This is a genomic window from Coriobacteriia bacterium, assembly GCA_013336165.1.
Lineage (GTDB): Bacteria > Actinomycetota > Coriobacteriia > Anaerosomatales > JAAXUF01 > JAAXUF01.
In genome coordinates this window covers 62769-79192 of sequence record JAAXUF010000001.1, presented here as the reverse complement: position 1 = coordinate 79192, position 16424 = coordinate 62769, and the positions used below count along the sequence as shown (strand labels likewise).

General features: G+C 59.8%; 14 protein-coding genes. All 14 read right to left on the bottom strand.

The window, feature by feature from the left end; translation table 11 throughout:
* Positions 1 to 38 precede the first annotated feature (38 nt).
* The 14 genes from HGA39_00365 to HGA39_00300 all read right to left on the bottom strand — a co-directional run bounded on the left by HGA39_00365 (position 39) and on the right by HGA39_00300 (position 16222).
* Positions 39 to 1403: an aminomethyl-transferring glycine dehydrogenase subunit GcvPA gene (locus HGA39_00365; protein NTW27810.1), complete on the bottom strand. Its 1365-nt coding sequence runs from the start codon at positions 1401 to 1403 to the stop codon at positions 39 to 41.
* Positions 1404 to 1408: 5 nt separating this feature from the next.
* Entirely contained in the window at positions 1409 to 1792 is a 384-nt protein-coding gene (gene gcvH / locus HGA39_00360; GenBank protein ID NTW27809.1) for a glycine cleavage system protein GcvH, read from the bottom strand.
* Positions 1793 to 1833: 41 nt separating this feature from the next.
* A complete protein-coding gene (gene gcvT, locus HGA39_00355) occupies positions 1834 to 2934 on the bottom strand; it encodes a glycine cleavage system aminomethyltransferase GcvT (GenBank protein NTW27808.1) in 1101 nt (366 codons plus the stop codon).
* 43 nt (positions 2935 to 2977) lie between these two features.
* On the bottom strand, positions 2978 to 4264 hold the full coding sequence (locus HGA39_00350) for a D-alanyl-D-alanine carboxypeptidase (GenBank protein NTW27807.1): 1287 nt from the start codon (positions 4262 to 4264) through the stop codon (positions 2978 to 2980).
* Positions 4265 to 4281: 17 nt separating this feature from the next.
* A complete protein-coding gene (locus HGA39_00345) occupies positions 4282 to 4716 on the bottom strand; it encodes an ACT domain-containing protein (protein ID NTW27806.1) in 435 nt (144 codons plus the stop codon).
* Positions 4717 to 4730: 14 nt separating this feature from the next.
* Positions 4731 to 6002 carry a phenylacetate--CoA ligase gene (locus HGA39_00340; protein NTW27805.1) on the bottom strand — a complete coding sequence of 424 codons (1272 nt, stop codon included), beginning with the start codon at positions 6000 to 6002 and terminating at the stop codon, positions 4731 to 4733.
* A 50-nt stretch (positions 6003 to 6052) separates the two neighbouring features.
* Entirely contained in the window at positions 6053 to 8026 is a 1974-nt protein-coding gene (locus HGA39_00335) for a hypothetical protein (GenBank protein ID NTW27804.1), read from the bottom strand.
* A gap of 143 nt (positions 8027 to 8169) precedes the next feature.
* Positions 8170 to 10680 (bottom strand): NTP transferase domain-containing protein, encoded by a 2511-nt coding sequence (locus HGA39_00330; GenBank protein ID NTW27803.1) that lies wholly within the window; start codon positions 10678 to 10680, stop codon positions 8170 to 8172.
* Positions 10681 to 10728: 48 nt separating this feature from the next.
* Positions 10729 to 11373: a CDP-alcohol phosphatidyltransferase family protein gene (locus HGA39_00325; protein ID NTW27802.1), complete on the bottom strand. Its 645-nt coding sequence runs from the start codon at positions 11371 to 11373 to the stop codon at positions 10729 to 10731.
* A complete protein-coding gene (corA, locus tag HGA39_00320; protein ID NTW27801.1) occupies positions 11364 to 12320 on the bottom strand; it encodes a magnesium/cobalt transporter CorA in 957 nt (318 codons plus the stop codon). The genes HGA39_00325 and corA overlap by 10 nt, the downstream gene beginning before the upstream one ends.
* 303 nt (positions 12321 to 12623) lie before the next feature.
* Positions 12624 to 12893 carry a hypothetical protein gene (locus HGA39_00315; GenBank protein ID NTW27800.1) on the bottom strand — a complete coding sequence of 90 codons (270 nt, stop codon included), beginning with the start codon at positions 12891 to 12893 and terminating at the stop codon, positions 12624 to 12626.
* Positions 12894 to 13055: 162 nt separating this feature from the next.
* The gene (locus HGA39_00310; protein NTW27799.1) at positions 13056 to 13418 is read right to left on the bottom strand and encodes a hypothetical protein; all 363 of its coding nucleotides are present in this window, start codon (positions 13416 to 13418) and stop codon (positions 13056 to 13058) included.
* Positions 13418 to 14767: an RHS repeat-associated core domain-containing protein gene (locus HGA39_00305; GenBank protein ID NTW27798.1), complete on the bottom strand. Its 1350-nt coding sequence runs from the start codon at positions 14765 to 14767 to the stop codon at positions 13418 to 13420. The genes HGA39_00310 and HGA39_00305 overlap by 1 nt, the downstream gene beginning before the upstream one ends.
* Positions 14768 to 14911: 144 nt before the next feature.
* On the bottom strand, positions 14912 to 16222 hold the full coding sequence (locus HGA39_00300; protein ID NTW27797.1) for a hypothetical protein: 1311 nt from the start codon (positions 16220 to 16222) through the stop codon (positions 14912 to 14914).
* Positions 16223 to 16424: the final 202 nt, after the last annotated feature.

Below are 16424 nucleotides of genomic sequence, written 5' to 3'. Positions count from 1 at the left end.
AACCGGTGCACCGGCAGGCTCGTAAGCAAGCTTCTCGGTCACAGGGACGCCACCTCCTCAACAAACGCATCGATCTCGGCTCTCGAACGCTTCTCGGTGACCGCGAAGAGCATGAGCTCGGAGTCTGGTGCTCCGGCTTCAGCGGGAAGTTCTGGAGCCAAATCGGCGACACGCTGGCCCGCAAGGTAACCGCGCTTGAGCATCGCGGACTGCATCGCGACACCATCGCCTCGGTAGGTCAGAGCGAACTCGTATCCGAACGAGGCGTCCCACGGCGCGCTGAACGTGCCGGTTGCCAAGAGCCGCTCGCGCAGGTAGTGCGCCCGCGCCACACACGTGTGCGCGATGCCGGCGAGTCCCTGCTGCCCGGTCGCCGCAAGATAGACGCCCGCCGTCAGTGCGTTGAGTGCGTGGTTGCTGCAGATGTTGCTCGTCGCCTTCTCTCGGCGGATATGCTGTTCCCTGGTCGAAAGCGTGAGCACGAATGCCATGTTGCCGTCGACATCCTTTGTGCGTCCGACAAGCCGTCCGGGCATCTGCCGGACATGCCCCTCGCGACATGCGAAGAAACCGAGCCCCGGGCCGCCATATGACATGGGGTTGCCGAGCGGCTGTCCTTCGCCCACGACGATGTCGGCCCCAAAGGAACTCGGAGGCTCCAGCACGCCGAGAAGGATCGGATTCGCGGCAACCACCAGAAGAGCACCGGCGCCATGTGCCATATGGCCGATTTCCTCGAGATCCTCGAGATTCCCGAAGAAGTTGGGGCACGCCACAAGGACCGCGGCCACATCGCCTGCTTCAAGCAAGGTGTCCAGATGCACCCGGTCGGTCAGGCCGCCGGATATCCCAAAGCGATCGACATTCAGCCCACCGGCCTCGGCGTATGTTGAGAGAGTCTCGCGCCACTCGGGGTGAACCGTGCCTGCGACCAGCACACGATGGCGCTTGGTCACTCGGCATGCCATGAGGGCAGCTTCCACGAGTGCGGTGGCGCCGTCGTACATACTCGCGTTGGAGACGTCCATCCCTGTCAGCAGGCAAATCATCGACTGGTACTCGTAGATCGCCTGGAGCGTTCCCTGGCTGACCTCGGGTTGATACGGCGTGTACGCTGTGAAAAACTCAGGCTTCGAGATCACATGGTCGACAACGCTCGGGATGTAGTGGTCGTAACATCCGGCGCCGAGGAAGCTCACCATCTCAGAAGACGGCGTGTTTGCCCCCGCCATCCGCTTCAGGCGGTTCGTCAACTCCATTTCGCCGAGACCATCAGGCAGGTTCAGCCCATCCTCGAGCCGGACTCCTACAGGAATCACATCGAACAGTGAATCAGCCGTCGGAACGCCGACAGCGCGAAGCATGGCTTCGCGCTGCTCGGAAGTGACTGGTATGTAGCGCATGTGTGCTAACCCTCGGTGATGAAGGCGTCGTACGCTTCAGCGCTCAGAAGACCGTCCAGCTCACTTGCATCATCCACGCGGACCTTGATCATCCAGCCGGCGCCGTGAGGCTCGGCGTTGACCGTTTCGGGCGAATCCGATAGCGAACCGTTGGACTCCATGACTTCGCCGGACAGCGGTGCGAACAGCTCTGAGACTGATTTGACCGACTCGATCTCGCCGAAGGTGTCCCCCGCCGATACAGCCGTACCAACAGCAGGCAGATCGACATAGACGACTTCGCCGAGTTGGTTCTGGGCGAAATCTGAGATCCCCACTGTGGCGATATCACCATCAACCATGACCCATTCATGGTCTTTGGAGTACACGCGATCATTTGGGTGTGCCATGTGCTTCAAGTGCTCCTCTCGGTGTTGGTAACGTTGCTCAATTACGCCGACAATGAAGTAGAAGACACGAACGGCATCTTCACCACGGTCGCCGGAATAGTCTTGTTCCTAATCTGAACTGCCAGTTCCGTTCCGGGCACCGCCAACTCAACCGGCACATAGGCGGTCGCAATGCCCACCTCAAGCGTCGGGGAGAAAGTTCCGCTCGCTACCTTACCGACCTGGGCGCCCTCGTGCAACAAGATCATGCCATGTCGTGGTATGCCATTATCCTTGAGCTTGAGTCCAACAAGCTTGCTGATCGGGCCCGCCTCACGAATGCGCGCCACCGTCTCTGCACCGATGTAGCCCGACTTGCTCTTTGGAGCGACCCAGCCAAGCCCGGCAGAGACAGGATCGATCGTCCTGTCCATATCGCTGCCGTAGAGCGGATAGCCCATCTCAAGGCGCAGCGTATCGCGCGCTCCCAAGCCCACCGGGACTACCTCTGGAAACGAGAGTAGAGCGCGCCACAAAGCGGGAGCATCTGCAGCCTTCGTGAGAATCTCAACGCCGTCTTCTCCCGTGTATCCGGTGCGAGCGACCAGCACCGGAATTGTGTCGACAAGCGCCTCGGTGATGGAGAATCGCGCGGGCAGGTCGAAACTCTCGTCGGCAAGTTGCTTAAGAATGGCAAGCGCCTTAGGCCCTTGCAGTGCAATCAACGACGTACGATCGGACTCGTCCACAAGCTCGAGGTCCTGAGGGGCGTGCGCACTCAGCCACTCGAAATCCGCTTCACGGTTCGAGGCGTTGGCGATTATCAAGTACTCGAGGTCGCCCGTGTGGTAGACGATCAGGTCGTCAATGATATGACCATCGTCATCCAGCAGGAGCGTGTATTGCGCCTGGCCGAGCTGCGATATCTTGCCCAGATCATTGGTGAACATCCGCTGCAGGAAATCGTACGCTCCGAATCCGAAACACCGAAACTCGGCCATATGTCCTACGTCGAAGATCCCCGCCGAGCTTCTGACCGCCCGGTGCTCTTCTAGGATGCCTGCATACTGGACCGGCATCGCCCACCCCGCGAATGGCACGATCCGCGCGCTTAAGGCCACGTGCTCGTCATACAGGGCAGTCCTCTTCAGTTCCTCAGCCATGGCGTCTGGTTAGCCTTTCTTCGTTTTCATTAGAACAATCTACTCAGTATGCAACCGCAGCGCCTTTGGATTCTACCGCCGCCGAGAAGAAGACGGCTCCCCCAAGCACAGAACTGCCAAAGACCGATCGCCAACCCCGTACCATCGCAATCCAGACGCGTTCGAGGATGTTCGGTTTCTTCACGTCCGCAGTCGCAACGAGCGGAACGGTTGCCACCAGCTTCCCGGCCTGCGTGAACTGGGCAACCCCGACGAGGTCGCCCTTCTTGACGGGCGCGTCCACCGATGACACCGAAACCGATCTGGTGATCGTCCCATTCGCATCAAGAACCGCGATGCTGGTCTCCTCGGAGACGGCGGCGGTGACCACGACGTCAAGGTAGTCCCTCACCGACACCTCGGCAAGTACCGTGCCCGCCTCCGCGAGTCTCTGCATCCGATAGTGCGTGAATCCCCAGTCCAGCAATGCCTGCGCATCGCGGAACCTCTGCAGATCAGAGCTGGTTCCCAGAACTACGGCGTACAGAGTGATGCCGTCACGCTGTGCCGCGGATACGACAGAGTAGCCGGCTGCCGAGGTGTATCCCGTCTTGATGCCCATGGCCCCAAGATAGTTGCCCAGCAGCAGATCCGTGCTCTGCAAGGTCTCCTGTTGCTTGCCGGTACCGATGGTGACCGATTTCATGCCTACAATCCGACGAAATTCGGGATTTGCCATGGCGTATCGGGACAGAACCGCGATGTCTTCCGCCGAGCTGTAGTGATCGGGCGCGTCAAGTCCGTGAGGGTTTGTGAAATGCGTGTTCGCCAATCCCAGACTGGCTGCCTTGGCATTCATCATGTTCACGAACTCCGGCACGGTGCCGGCCACACTAAGTGCGATCGCAACGGCGGCATCATTTCCGGACTTGACCAGAAGCGCCGCGAGAACATCCCGCATCGGCAGCTTCTGCCCTGGTTTGAGGTTTGCGCTGGACTCCCCCACCGATACCGACGCCTGAGGAATCGTCACCGTAGCATCCATCGATGCACTCTCGATCGCCACTATGGCCGTCATGATCTTGGTGATACTCGCGATCGACCTGCGCTCACCGGAGTTGCGCGCCCAAAGCACTCTGCCGTCTGAGTCGACCAGTAGGCCGGATTTCAGGGTGACATCAGGTAGTGACGCCAGTGGGGTGCTTCGCGAGCTTGCTGCGATGCCGTCAACCACGTCAGTGGCACGGGGCTCACTGAGCGCGGTACTCGGCAACAGCAGAGCCGCGAGGAGTGCCAAGGCCAACGCCAAGGTTCCGGCCCGGCGTGTCTTTGGGCGCCTCGGTTCAGGCACATGGCAAAGCGGCAACTTCATTCAGGGTCCGTGATGTACAAGTCCTTCGCCGAGAGGACTCGAAAGCCCGCGTCCGCTAGGACTCCTTCGCAAGCGGGATCATCGACGCGGAATACGTCGACGGCGGCCTGCCCACTGGGCTCGACGAAGCAGTATGCGTACTCGACGTTGACTCCGGCGTTGCCAAGAGCGTCAAGCACGTCGGCCAGCCCGCCGGGACGATCCGGGACTTCAACCGCCAGCACCGGAGTCAGGGAGGCGCTGAATCCGAGTCCCTCAAGCAATGCCTTGGCACGGCGCGGCGTATCACAGACGATTCTGATCACGCCGTACTCGGCGGTATCGGCGACCATCAACGCATGCATATCGATCCCGGCATCGCCAAGCGCCCGCGTGAGTCCCGCAAGACGGCCGGTGCTGTTCTCAAGGAAGACCGAAACCTGTTCAATCATGGTAGACGCACCTCTCACTCGTTGCGCAGGTCCACTACACGCTTGGCTTTGCCTTCACTCCGGACAATCGTTTTGGGTTCTACGAGCTTGACGTTGATCGAGATCGCCAAGGCGGAATCGATCGCCGATTTCACACTTTTCTGCAGGCGCTCGAGGGCACGCACTTCGTCAAACGCGAAGTCCGGTGCCACCTCGACCTGAACCTCGACGTGATCCAAGGAGCCGCGTTTGCTGAGCACCACCTGGTAATGAGGCGCAACTCCTTCAACTCCCGCCAGCACCTGCTCTATCTGACTCGGGAACACGTTGACGCCGCGAATGATCAACATATCATCGCTGCGGCCTGTGACACGCTCCATGCGACGGAAGGTCCGTCCGCAGGCACACTGTCCCGGGACGATCCTCGAAATATCGCGGGTACGATAGCGGATGACCGGTATTCCCTCTTTGGTGAGCGTGGTGAAGACGACTTCGCCATATTCGCCGTCAGGTACGGGTTCGAATGTCTCGGCGTCGACGATCTCGACCAGGAAGTGATCCTCGAAAACGTGCAGCCCATTCTGATGAACGCATTCCGCCGCGACGCCAGGACCCATGACTTCCGAGAGCCCGTAGATATCGATCGCGGTGATACCTAGGGCCTGTTCAATCTGACGCCGCATGTTCTCGCTCCAGGGCTCAGCCCCGAAGAAGCCGACACGCAGAGGAAGATCGCGTGGATCGATGCCCATATCCAGCGCGGTTTCCGCGATCAGAAGCGCATAGGAGGGCGTGCAACCCAACGCTGTGACCCCGAAGTCCTTAAGAATCTGCACTTGGCGCTTGGTATTGCCGCCGGAAACAGGAATGGTCAGCGCGCCGAGCCGTTCGGAGCCATAGTGGGCTCCCAAGCCACCCGTGAAGAGTCCGTAGCCGAAAGAGACCTGCATGATGTCCTCGGCGTCCATGCCGCCGGAGGCGTACGTCCTAGCCATGAGGTCTGACCAGCGGTCGATGTCGCCGCGGGTATAGCCGACGACGGTGATCTGACCAGTAGTGCCCGAGGACGCGTGCACGCGCACGATGTCCTTCAAGGGAACCGCAAACATCCCGTAAGGATAGGCCGACCTCAGGTCGTCTTTCACGGTGAAGGGGATTCTTGCGACGTCTGCCAGAGAAGTCACGGACTCCGGATCAAAGCCGGCTGCATCGAATTTGTCTCGGTACAGCGGGACGTTCGCGTAGACCTTCGCGAGAAGATCGCGCAACCTTCTCAGTTGCAGGTCCTCAAGCTGGGGCCTGGGCATTGTCTCGAGTTCAGGCTGGTACACATCGTCCCCCTTCTCAAGCCTTGTGGTCAGGGTGTTGCAGGTTTCGTTCCTACGGTCACTATCTCAGTCTTTGGCTGATACAGCGACTTAAATGTGTCAGTGCTTACGGCTTGTCCGCCCTTGGTCACTGTTCTCACGACCACACACGAACAACCGTCTTGGCCGGGATCGGTGACGATCCTTGTGCCGATGGGCAGTGTCGGGTCCGCTTCTTCCTGGGTCGTGAACGCAACGATGTTGGTCAAGGGACTTGTCGTGTACGTCACATCGTATCCCGGACTCTTGCCGTAGAGGGCGACAGTCACCGAACTCGACGTGTAGGACACCGAAACCAAGAGCCAGTTCCCGGTGGTGTTCTTGAACTTCAGATCCGGTCCGCCCCACGAAACGGTGGCGTCGCGCCCGGTCGGATAGTGCGAGATATAGAACCCATGGTTGGATCTCTCAACAATCGGCAATCCCGAGAAGAACGCGGCGTTAAACACCGTCGTGCCCACTTGGCAGATGCCTCCGCCAAGCTGCTGTACGAGCTTCCCGTCCATGATGGCGCCGGCCTCTTTGTAGCCCTTCTCGGCGGTACGCTCCCCTACGGCGCCGTTAAATGAGAACACGGCTCCGGGAGCGATGAGCGTTCCGTCAAGAGCGTCGCCCAGAACATGGATGTTGTTCACTCGGGCGGAAGCGCCCGAATCGTAGGTCGTGGTGAACGTGGAGATCTTGTCTTTGATTCCCATGTCCTGCGCCTGCTGCGTCGTGAGTTTGGCGGCAACAGCCGCCACCCTCAGCGCCACCGTCCGCTCCGCGGAGGTACCTTTGAGCACCATGGTGAGATCCGAGGCAAGACCGGTAACGTCCGGGCCCGTGCCTTCTTGCGAGGGCACGATGACGACTTGCCCGTTCTGTGTCTTGAAGTCAGCGTCTTGCGCGGCCCGGCCGACTCCCGCACCAAGCTTCGGTACGATAGTTGCCGACACTTCCTCCCCCCCAATGTAGGGATCAAGGGTCCATGTGGCTGTCGACGACGCGGCCGAGGTGGTCTCGACCGTACGGAACACAATCGTCTTTGCGATATCTGTCGGCGAGAACGTCCACTTCTTGTCCGTGTAGGTCACGACCACGGGTGCCGAGAGCATCCGCTCGACAACCAGCTTGGCCGACTGGGCGGCCGCATCCGATATCCTCGGGTGAACAGCGTTGACCGGAAGCGTGAACGTGCTGGAGCTTGCCGTGAACGCTTCCAGGAGGCTCGCACTGGAGGCTTTGGTGTCAACCTCGAGGCCCGTGGCTGCCGGCACCACGGACACGCTCGTTCCCTTTATCTGAATGGCGCCGTCCTTGGCGGCAACGTTCACGCCGGTGGAAAGGGAGCCGAGAACAGTCTGCAGCTTTGTGGGATCCGCACTCACCGAGCTTTCAAGACTCACTCCATGGGTCCAAGCCGCGATCCTGTCGCGAACCACGCGCACGACTCCGCCGGTTCGTCCCACATCCATCGCGCTCGTGGCCAACGCCGTGGAGTCAAACGAAAGCCCCATCTGGCTCGACTTCACAATGAACTTCTTGTCGGCATACACGGCAGTCACCGTCGTGTTGATTGTCTTTGGCAACTCGGTCGCGAGCCGTGCCGCTGCCTCATCCGACTTCAGCCCTCCGACGTTCACGCCTCCCACGCTCACGCCCGGGTGAATTCGTCCCATACTCGCAATCGCGTCGCCGGCAACCGCCAACAGAATGATTCCTGCGAGCGCACATGCCGCGCCGATGGCCCACTTCTGCCGACGTTTGACGTGAGCCAGACGCTGCCGCTCAAGACGCCTCTCGACGCCCAAGGCAGCCGGGTCGGCCGCGGAAGCATCTTCGGCCTGAGAATCTGCATCGTCTGCGACAGCTTCGAACGCGGCCGTAGCCGCCTCAGCCGGAACGACCGGATCAGTCGGGGTTGTTAGGTCGGCCTTATCGGCCGGCAAATCGATGTCATCCGACGGTGCCTGGTCACTCACGCGCCTCTGATCCTCCTCAGTTCCATGAATAAGTCCGAGCCGCCATCATAACGGGAACGGGCAAATCCGCCACCTCGCGTCATGGTGCCGTTACGCTTCAACGGGCATGCTGGCTCAGCAAGTGCCGAGCCATAGACGCGAAGTCACCCCTGGTCGACAGCTTCCGCGACGATGTCTTGCCACTCCTTCAGCCGTTTCTCAGCGATCGCGTCGCTGGAGGCCTCGGCCCAAATCGTCACCATCGGCTCGGTCGCATGCGGCAAGACCAGCGCCCACCCATCGGGGTAGACGACGCGAACGCCCTCGGCGAGATCGGCAGCTGGCACGGCACTGCGCTCGGTGACAGTGCGCATGACGGCGCCCTTCCGGGCATTCGGGCACGGCGCAGTCGCCTCAAGCTTGTGGAATGTCGGCAGCGAGGCGACGACATCATCGAGAGTCTCCCCCGTCTTCGCGAGCATGCGCACCATCATGCCGACAGTAAGTACAGCATCGTAAGCCGGAAAGACGTCGCCGAAGATGAATCCGCCGCTTGTGGAACCCGCGAACACCGCATCTCCTTCGAGCACCGCAGCCGCAAGCGCTCTTCTGGAGCGACCGGGTCTGATGACGTTGTGTCCATAGCGGCCGGCGATCACCTCCACGACCGAGGATGCCGAGTGAGGCACGGCTATAGAACCATCCTTTCGGTGTGTCCGGCACCACAGGTCGATCATCGCGTGCAGTCCGGTATCTCCATCGAGCAGCCGACCCGCGTGCGTCATGAAGTGGACGCGCTCGGCTCCCCAGTCGAAGAACACGCCGAGATCGGCCCCAAACAGCTCGACCGCGCGGAGGACCTCGCTGACGCTCTCGTCCGAAGGAGTCTCTGAAGGCGCGGCGATGGCGTCGGGATCGACAACGCTGTTGAGCGCGATGAGATTCATGTTCCACCCGTGGGCGACCTGGGGAAGCACGAAGGCAGCAGGGCCGCCCGCCATGTCGGCCACCACCTTGCGCCATTCGGTACCGAGGTTCGCCGCCGTCATGGCGTCCTTGACCGCAGCCGAGTAATACTCAAACGGCCGGGGAGGATAGGTGATGCCGCCGATCTCGTCGAAGAACGCCCGTCGGAACTCCTCGCGAAAATACAGTCGTTCAATCTTCTTCTTGGTCCACGGCGAAACATCGAGTCCGTTCGCATCGAAGAAGCGGATCTCCAACGACTGCGGATCCTTCATCGACCCGGACACTTGAATGCCGCCGACGCACTGCGTCTTTTGCGTGGTGAACCGGCACAGCGTGGGCGATGCCACACGCAAGTCGCGCACGTTGATTCCGGTCGCGTTCAGCCCGGCGATCATCGCCCGCTTCACCATTCTCGCTGCCCTGGTGGCGTCGCGGGCTATGACGACGTCTCCGCCCTTGGGAAGGAGCGATCCGAACGCCTCGGCGACCTTCAAAGTCAGCTCGGGGGTGATATCGACGCCGACCAGCCCCTCGAGTCCCGCGTCGCCAAAGAGCGAGCGCACACCGGTCGACTCCCAGATAAGCGAGGTTCTGACGACAGCCGAGGGCTCGATACGCTTGTACGGGAAGACCTGTACGTCGGCACCGACGTGCGCGCCATGGCCGACAGCCGACTCGTCGCCGATAACCGCCCCGACATCCACGGTGGCTCGGGCTCGTATGTCGACGTGGCGTCCCAATACCGCCCCGGCGACACTCGCGTGCTCGGCGACGAACGTGTCGCTCCAGAGAACGCTGTGACTCACGGTCGCATCGCGCCCGATCACACAGTTGTCCCCAATGATGGTGTAGTCGTCGATGTGCGCGCCCTCGCCAATGCGCACGTTCTCGCCAATAACAACGCACGTCCCCAGCTCCGCGCCCTTGTCGATTCTCGCGCTATCCGCTACCCAGAGTCCTTCGCGTGCGTGAATTCCGGGGATGAAGAGCCGCGCCGCACCTTCGAGGATGTCGCGGTGCGCCTGCATGTACGTCTCACGGCTGCCGACGTCGCACCAGTACCCGTCGACAGGAAGCGCATACAGCGCGTGGCCCTCGGCCATGAGAAGCGGAAAGAGATCCGAGGAGAAATCGAATGATTTGCCAACCGGAACGAAATCGAGCACCCATGGCTCCACCACATAGATCCCCGTGTTGATCGTATCGGCGAACACCTGTCCCCAACTGGGCTTCTCGACGAACCGCTCGACGCGGCCGTCGGGGTCAGTGATCACGACGCCAAAGTCGAGAGGGTCGTCCACCTGTTTCGTCGCGATAGTGACAGCGCCCCCCTTCTCCTTGTGGAACCGGATCACTTCCGCAAGGTCGATATCGGTGATGGCGTCACCCGAAATCACGAGAAACGGTTCGTCGCGGTCGAGAAGGTGCTCGGCATTCTTGATCGATCCGGCTGTTCCGAGGGGGGACGCCTCCACGGCATACTCGATCTGAACGCCCCATTGCTCACCAGCACCAAAGTAGTCCTGAATGACGCCGGGCATGAACGCCAGCGTCGCGACAATCTCCTCAATGCCCGAGTGCTTGACCAGGCCGATGATGTGCTCCATCACGGGCTGATTGACGATAGGCACCATCGGCTTGGGTCGCAAAGACGTCAGGGGGCGCAAGCGTGTCCCTTCGCCGCCAGCCATGATCACAGCCTTCATTGCGCCTGTCGCCTCCTCGTGTGTCGCCGACCGCAAGCCGGCACAGTCTCATTTCGCCGATGCAGAACCTTCCGCCGCGCGCATGATTCGCCTGAACTGCACCGTATACTGCAGCGCGGTCCCGATCGACAGAACAATGCCCGCGTAGACGAGCCAAATACCCACAGCCACAGAATGCGTGCCAAAACCCGGCAGCAGGCGCGTGGTCACGATATCGAGCCCCGGAATGCGCGGCCAATTGAGAAGCAGCGCCGCGAAGCCGGTGAGAAGTACTGCAGTAGTTGCTTTCCCCGCATACGTCACCGGCAGACGAACGTGAACCTGTTCGAGACGCCACGCCCCGTACATCAGGTAGAAATCGCGCGCTAGCAGCACGACGACGGCCCAGAGCGGCAACCGGCCCACAACGTTGAGCCCCACAACGCCCGCCGCAAGAAGGAGCCTGTCAACAAGCGGATCGATCGCCTTGCCCAGAGCGGTCACTGTGCCCGTCCGCCGGGCAATCTGCCCATCAAGCCAGTCGGTAGAGGCCGCAATGACAAACAGGGCAAACGCAAGGTCATCATGCCTGCCATTGATGAGCACCGCGAAGAAGAACGGCACCAGCATCAGCCTGAGCAGCGTCACGCTGTTGGCCACCGTGTAGATCTCGTGGCTCTTGTCCTCTGCTGACGAAGGCTCGCCTACCACCACTTCTTCCTCCGAAAATAGATGCCCATTGCGATTGCCACAACCCACATGAAGCCCACGACCGCCGGAAACGACCACCATGCGTCGGATGGCGGCCACATCTTCACGGTGATGTTCATTCCATAGATACCCGAGAGCAACGTCAGCGGCATAAAGATCGTCGCTACCACCGTCAGCTGCTTCATGATCAGGTTCATGCGGTTGTTCTGAGCCGAGAGATACACGTCCATCACGGATGCTCCCACATCTTGGTAGGTCTCAATCGAGTCAAGCACCATCCCCAGATGATCTCCCACATCCTGGAAGTACCGGTAGATCTCGCCGCTGTTCGCCCCGCGTTCGCGCCCGATGCCGCGGATGATGTCACGCTCGGGAGCGACGATGCGGTGCATCCGAACCAGCTGACGGCGCACCTTGTGAAGGCGTTTCAAGTCGTCCTGCCGAGGATTGTCGAGCATTGTGTCCTCGATCGCCGAGAGCTCCTCGCCCATTGCATCGACGAGCGGGAGCGTAGAATCCACCAGCAGGTCCACGATGGCGTGCATCAGCCAATCCGGACCGGCCTGCAATACGCGCTCCGCATCCTTGGCGACCTTTTCGATGGCTTCATCTACACCATGGTGGAGCGTCAGCAGACACGTGTTGCCAACGAAGACGTCGAGCTCGCGGGTGGCAACACCCTCGCCCCTGCGGTGATCCGGCGTAAGCCACGCGAGGAAGGCGCCATTCGGGTAGACATCGAACTTAGCCCTGTGTTGGGCGTGCAGCATGTCCTCGACAACAAGCGGATGAAGCCCGAAGACGTCGGCAAGATGATCGAGCACCGCTACGTCGGGGTCCGTGACGTCAACCCACACCCAAGACGACGCCTCACTGAGCGGCAGGACTTCCGCGCCTGCCGAGCGAACAGCGCCGCCCTCGTCGAGCCAGCGAACCAGAATCTCAGACATGAACACTCCCCCCGCATTGTCTCGCATCTGTTGCACAGTGTAGCGTGAAGGGTCGGAGGAGTGTCTGACACAAGCCAACACGACAAGACTCAGCTCAAGCCAGCCCGCATCCGAATGGTGTCGGGACCATTGTTGTACATCTGTACACTATGTTTGTACGTTCTTACACCTCAATTATGGCTTTGGGCGTGAACGATCCGGCTCGCCGCGGACCTAGGCAACAGCAGAAAGCTGCCGAAGGCTTCGCCGCTGACATCTCATGAATCTTGGGGCGGAACTCGAAACTGCCCGATCTCGAGCTGCTTACTTGAGTCCTAGGTACTTGGTGAGGAAGAGGTGCACGACAAAGACCAATCCCACGGCGATCGCCGAGATGGAGAGCATCGAAGCCCAGGAGAGCGCAAGCGTCACCCAAGCGATAAGCACGACCAGAAGCGGCAGAAGGGTCATGACGACACGTAGCCATTCGGGTCGGCCGAGGAGGCCGTAGGCGACGGTTACGGCGACGACCATGACAAGCCAGAAGGCCAGCCCGACGAGGAATGCGAATACGCGATAGGGTTCAGGGATCATCTGTGTTCTCCGTACGTAGATGAAACAATCATTAGGCTAGTTGCTCTGTTCGGTCTGATATGCAAGACCAACAAACTCGGTCCAGTGAGCGTAGGCGAAGAGCAGGATGGGTTCGCTCTCTTCATCCAAGAAGACACAAGGCGATGACCTTCCCTCTAGTATTCAGAGAGTCTTTCCGGGAAACTCTCCTCTCCAGATTCTCAAGGCCATTTTGCTTCCAAATCCCCATATGTCTTCTCGTAACGAGATTTCTTCCAACGCCTTTACAGACTCAGGAATACAAATACCAAGTCTTAGCGCATCAACTGCAGCCAATCCACGAGCTCTGACTGAATGCGACTCCATAACAGACGATAGTACATATATTGATAACTGCCTATCTCCTTTGATAATGTCAAATATGTTATTTAGTTTCACAACCATTCTGTTGCCCTTTTTATAGTCTCCGCTGAGCTTGGTTTCTCCTTCTATAGTAGCGTATTCAACGTATTTCTTGATAAGATCATGACTATCTGGCGTATTCATCAAATAGCACCGAACCTCTTAAGGACATCGATTCCAAACTCGTATTGGTCTTGGAAACTCTGACCGGCTAGCCAGTCCCTAACTATCATTGTAGATGAGAGGTTTCTATCCTTGCTGCTATAATAGCCGCTTATCTTATGATGGGTACCTTTATCGAGAGATAGAAGATTGTCCGTGTTGTGAATCTGTGACGGATTGAAGCCTGACTTCTTGATTTGTGACTGTTCCACAATATGATGCCACTCTCTGTCCTGTCCTGGCGAGCCCACCGCCTTCTTTACATCGTCGAAACTCTCAAAACCTTGCCCGGTTGCAGCAGTCTCACCCGACCCCCGCCTAAGATTTGTGACAAGCGACCGTATCCGGCTCGCACCGCTCTTCGCAAGTCCCCCGAGCCCTGACGCTACCGCCCTGCCCTCGCCAAGCAGTGCCTCTCCGAGCCCCCCTGCCGCTCTTACCGCCCCGAGAGTCTTCGCCGCGGCGCCGAGGCCCCCGACCGACATCACCGCGCCTGCTATGTCCAAGGCAAACTCACCGCCGCTGATGTAGCCCTTCCCGTATTGGACCGCACTTACGGCGCCAGCCGCGACGCCAAGCCCCGCACCTGCCACAACCAGCCCGGCCGCAAGCAACCCTCCGGATGCCACGCATCCGACGATCAGGGCCGCAACCCCCACCACCGTGCCTGCCGTCAGCAGACCTTTCTTGACGGTGGCAAGGCCTTCCTCGCTGCCGAGCCACTCGGCACCGCGCTTCAGTGCTTGGCCTGCCTTCTTGACCTCGGCCTTGAAGGCCTCAGCCCTCTCGGCGCGTGCGGCAGCAGCAGCTTCTGCCGCCTCGCGTTCGGCGATCGCGGCGGCCTCTGCCGCCCGTGCCATCTCAGCTCCCGCTTCCTGTGCCGCGCTCCAGGCCTCGCCGATGGCCTCCCCGACGTCACCGACGGCCTCCCGCACTTCCTCCTTGACGCGTGTCACGACGTTGGTGATGGCGCGCACGACGCGGTTCACGACCGTCCTGACGGCGTTGACGACGGTGTTTACCGCCTTTTTCGCCCAGCTCCAGAAACCGTGCCCGTTGGGATCGATGCTGTTGACCGCGTCGTTTGAGCAGTAGATGTAGGGGTTAAGTGAGAGCCGGTCGGTCGCTTTGCCCGGGTCCGGGTCCATGGAGAGGAAGCGGCCGGTGGCCGAATCGTAGTAGCGTGCCTGGAGATAGTAGTGCGAGGTCTCGGTGTCAAAGTAGTAGGAGGCATAGAGGAAGGGGTTGCCCGCCGTGCCTACTGCCACTTGCGTACCGCTTGCGTTGTACTCGGTGGGGTTTCCCCAGGCGTCGTAGGTCCACTTCGCCACGGTGGCACCCGAGGACGAGATGAGTGCGGTGACGATCTGGCCCGAGATGTCGTCGGTAAACGCGCGAAGGCCCCGGATTGTCCGGGGCCTTCAAGAAAGCTCAGACTAGAAGCGCATCGTCATAGCCGATGCAACTCGGAAATCCTAGAGCGCCACAAAGAATGCTACGCCTTCATAACTGTAAGTCGCCGAGTACGCGGCCATGACTGTATTGCGCTCGTCCACGGATACCGTGTAGAAGTGGCTGCCATTATTCCTGTTGTAGAAGCGATACACCGGCGTTGTCCCCGCGGAGTACGTGCACACGTTGTAGGCCGGGCCCTCGTAGTTGTAGGTTGCGCCCCACAAAGCGATTACCGTGTTTCGCTCTTGGAGAGATGCCGTGTAGAAGTGGCTGCCGTTCTTCTTGTTGTAGAACCGGTAGAGAGGAGCGTTGTTGTATGGATTGGTAGTATTTACGCCATAGGCGCGACCTTCATAGCTGAAGGTCGCGCTGTATTGAGCAATGACGGTATCCCGCTCCCCGGCAGACGCCGTGTAGAAGTGGCTACCGTTGTTCCTGTTGAAGAAGCGATAGATGGGCAGGTCTGTCACTGGGATCGGGAGCGCCTGCGCGTAGGTATCCACAGTCGTCGGCACATCGTTGAAAGTACTCTGAACCACTGAAGTCCAAGTTTCGCCTGGGTTGATCACGAGACCGTCGTCGTAGTCGAACAGCGTGTCAATGAGGTCGTCGGCCGAGTTGAGTTCCCAGCCTCCCGCTACGGGTGATTCCACCGCCACACGTGAATCGTTACGGAACGAACACGAGTATGCGCGAAGGCCATTGATAACCGTCTCAGTCCGCCCGACGAGTGTGAGATCTACGGCGGTTGGATACTCAGTGGGAATGGTTCCGAATGCGCTCACAAACACGGTGACGGCCGTACCCGTAGGGACGGGTAGGGTCATATAGTCCGTGTAACTCGCGATATTGTCTGGCACGAGATTGTATATCAGCGCCCAACCGGTGTCGGTCGCTATGGTCGTGTCGGCGGACTTCACCGTAAATGCCAGCCGGACCATGCCCACCGGGGAACTCTGGTCGTTTCCGACCAGCCCCTGAATACACAGATAGTCGCCAACCCAGAAAAAGTTGCCCATCGAAGGAATCTGAACTTCTCCGGAACCTGATGTCGAGTCTAGCGTCATCGCTGCGACTTCGTGACTCGAAGTAACACCCGCCGCCGAGAACGTCTTGAGTGAAGACATGGTGCCCAGACTCGGCGAAGCGACCGATCCTATTGTTCCGCGACTAAAAATCGATGGAAGCGACGTACCCAGCCGAGGCGTAGCCGCCATCGCGAGTTGCGGAACCAGCAATGCGGCCAACAAGATCGCTCCGAAGACGACCGCGAACATCGCACGCTTCGCGCCCCCACTCTTTCCGCACACAGTATCCCCCACAAAATGCATGACGCCGTCCCCCTTCGCCGAAACGCTTCATCGCCGTGTCGCCATCTCATGCAGCGCGGCCCCCAGACCTGTTCTGTCAACTCTAGCAAAAGAGACGACCTCCGTGTGCCATTCCGACGCACTTTCGGACGTGACACTGCCCTACTCGCCCATGTGGGTATCCTTTGGTCTCCGGCAGTGCGATAGTGTCGTTCGTGCTCAC

Coding starts and splice junctions, on each gene's coding strand:
- gcvT (NTW27808.1), bottom strand. CDS start 2,934: ATGGCTGAGGAACTGAAGAGGACTGCCCTGTATGACGAGCACGTGGCC.
- HGA39_00300 (NTW27797.1), bottom strand. CDS start 16,222: ATGCATTTTGTGGGGGATACTGTGTGCGGAAAGAGTGGGGGCGCGAAG.
- HGA39_00340 (NTW27805.1), bottom strand. CDS start 6,002: ATGCCCAGGCCCCAGCTTGAGGACCTGCAACTGAGAAGGTTGCGCGAT.
- HGA39_00310 (NTW27799.1), bottom strand. CDS start 13,418: ATGAATACGCCAGATAGTCATGATCTTATCAAGAAATACGTTGAATAC.
- HGA39_00365 (NTW27810.1), bottom strand. CDS start 1,403: ATGCGCTACATACCAGTCACTTCCGAGCAGCGCGAAGCCATGCTTCGC.
- gcvH (NTW27809.1), bottom strand. CDS start 1,792: ATGGCACACCCAAATGATCGCGTGTACTCCAAAGACCATGAATGGGTC.
- HGA39_00330 (NTW27803.1), bottom strand. CDS start 10,680: ATGAAGGCTGTGATCATGGCTGGCGGCGAAGGGACACGCTTGCGCCCC.
- HGA39_00315 (NTW27800.1), bottom strand. CDS start 12,893: ATGATCCCTGAACCCTATCGCGTATTCGCATTCCTCGTCGGGCTGGCC.
- HGA39_00345 (NTW27806.1), bottom strand. CDS start 4,716: ATGATTGAACAGGTTTCGGTCTTCCTTGAGAACAGCACCGGCCGTCTT.
- corA (NTW27801.1), bottom strand. CDS start 12,320: ATGTCTGAGATTCTGGTTCGCTGGCTCGACGAGGGCGGCGCTGTTCGC.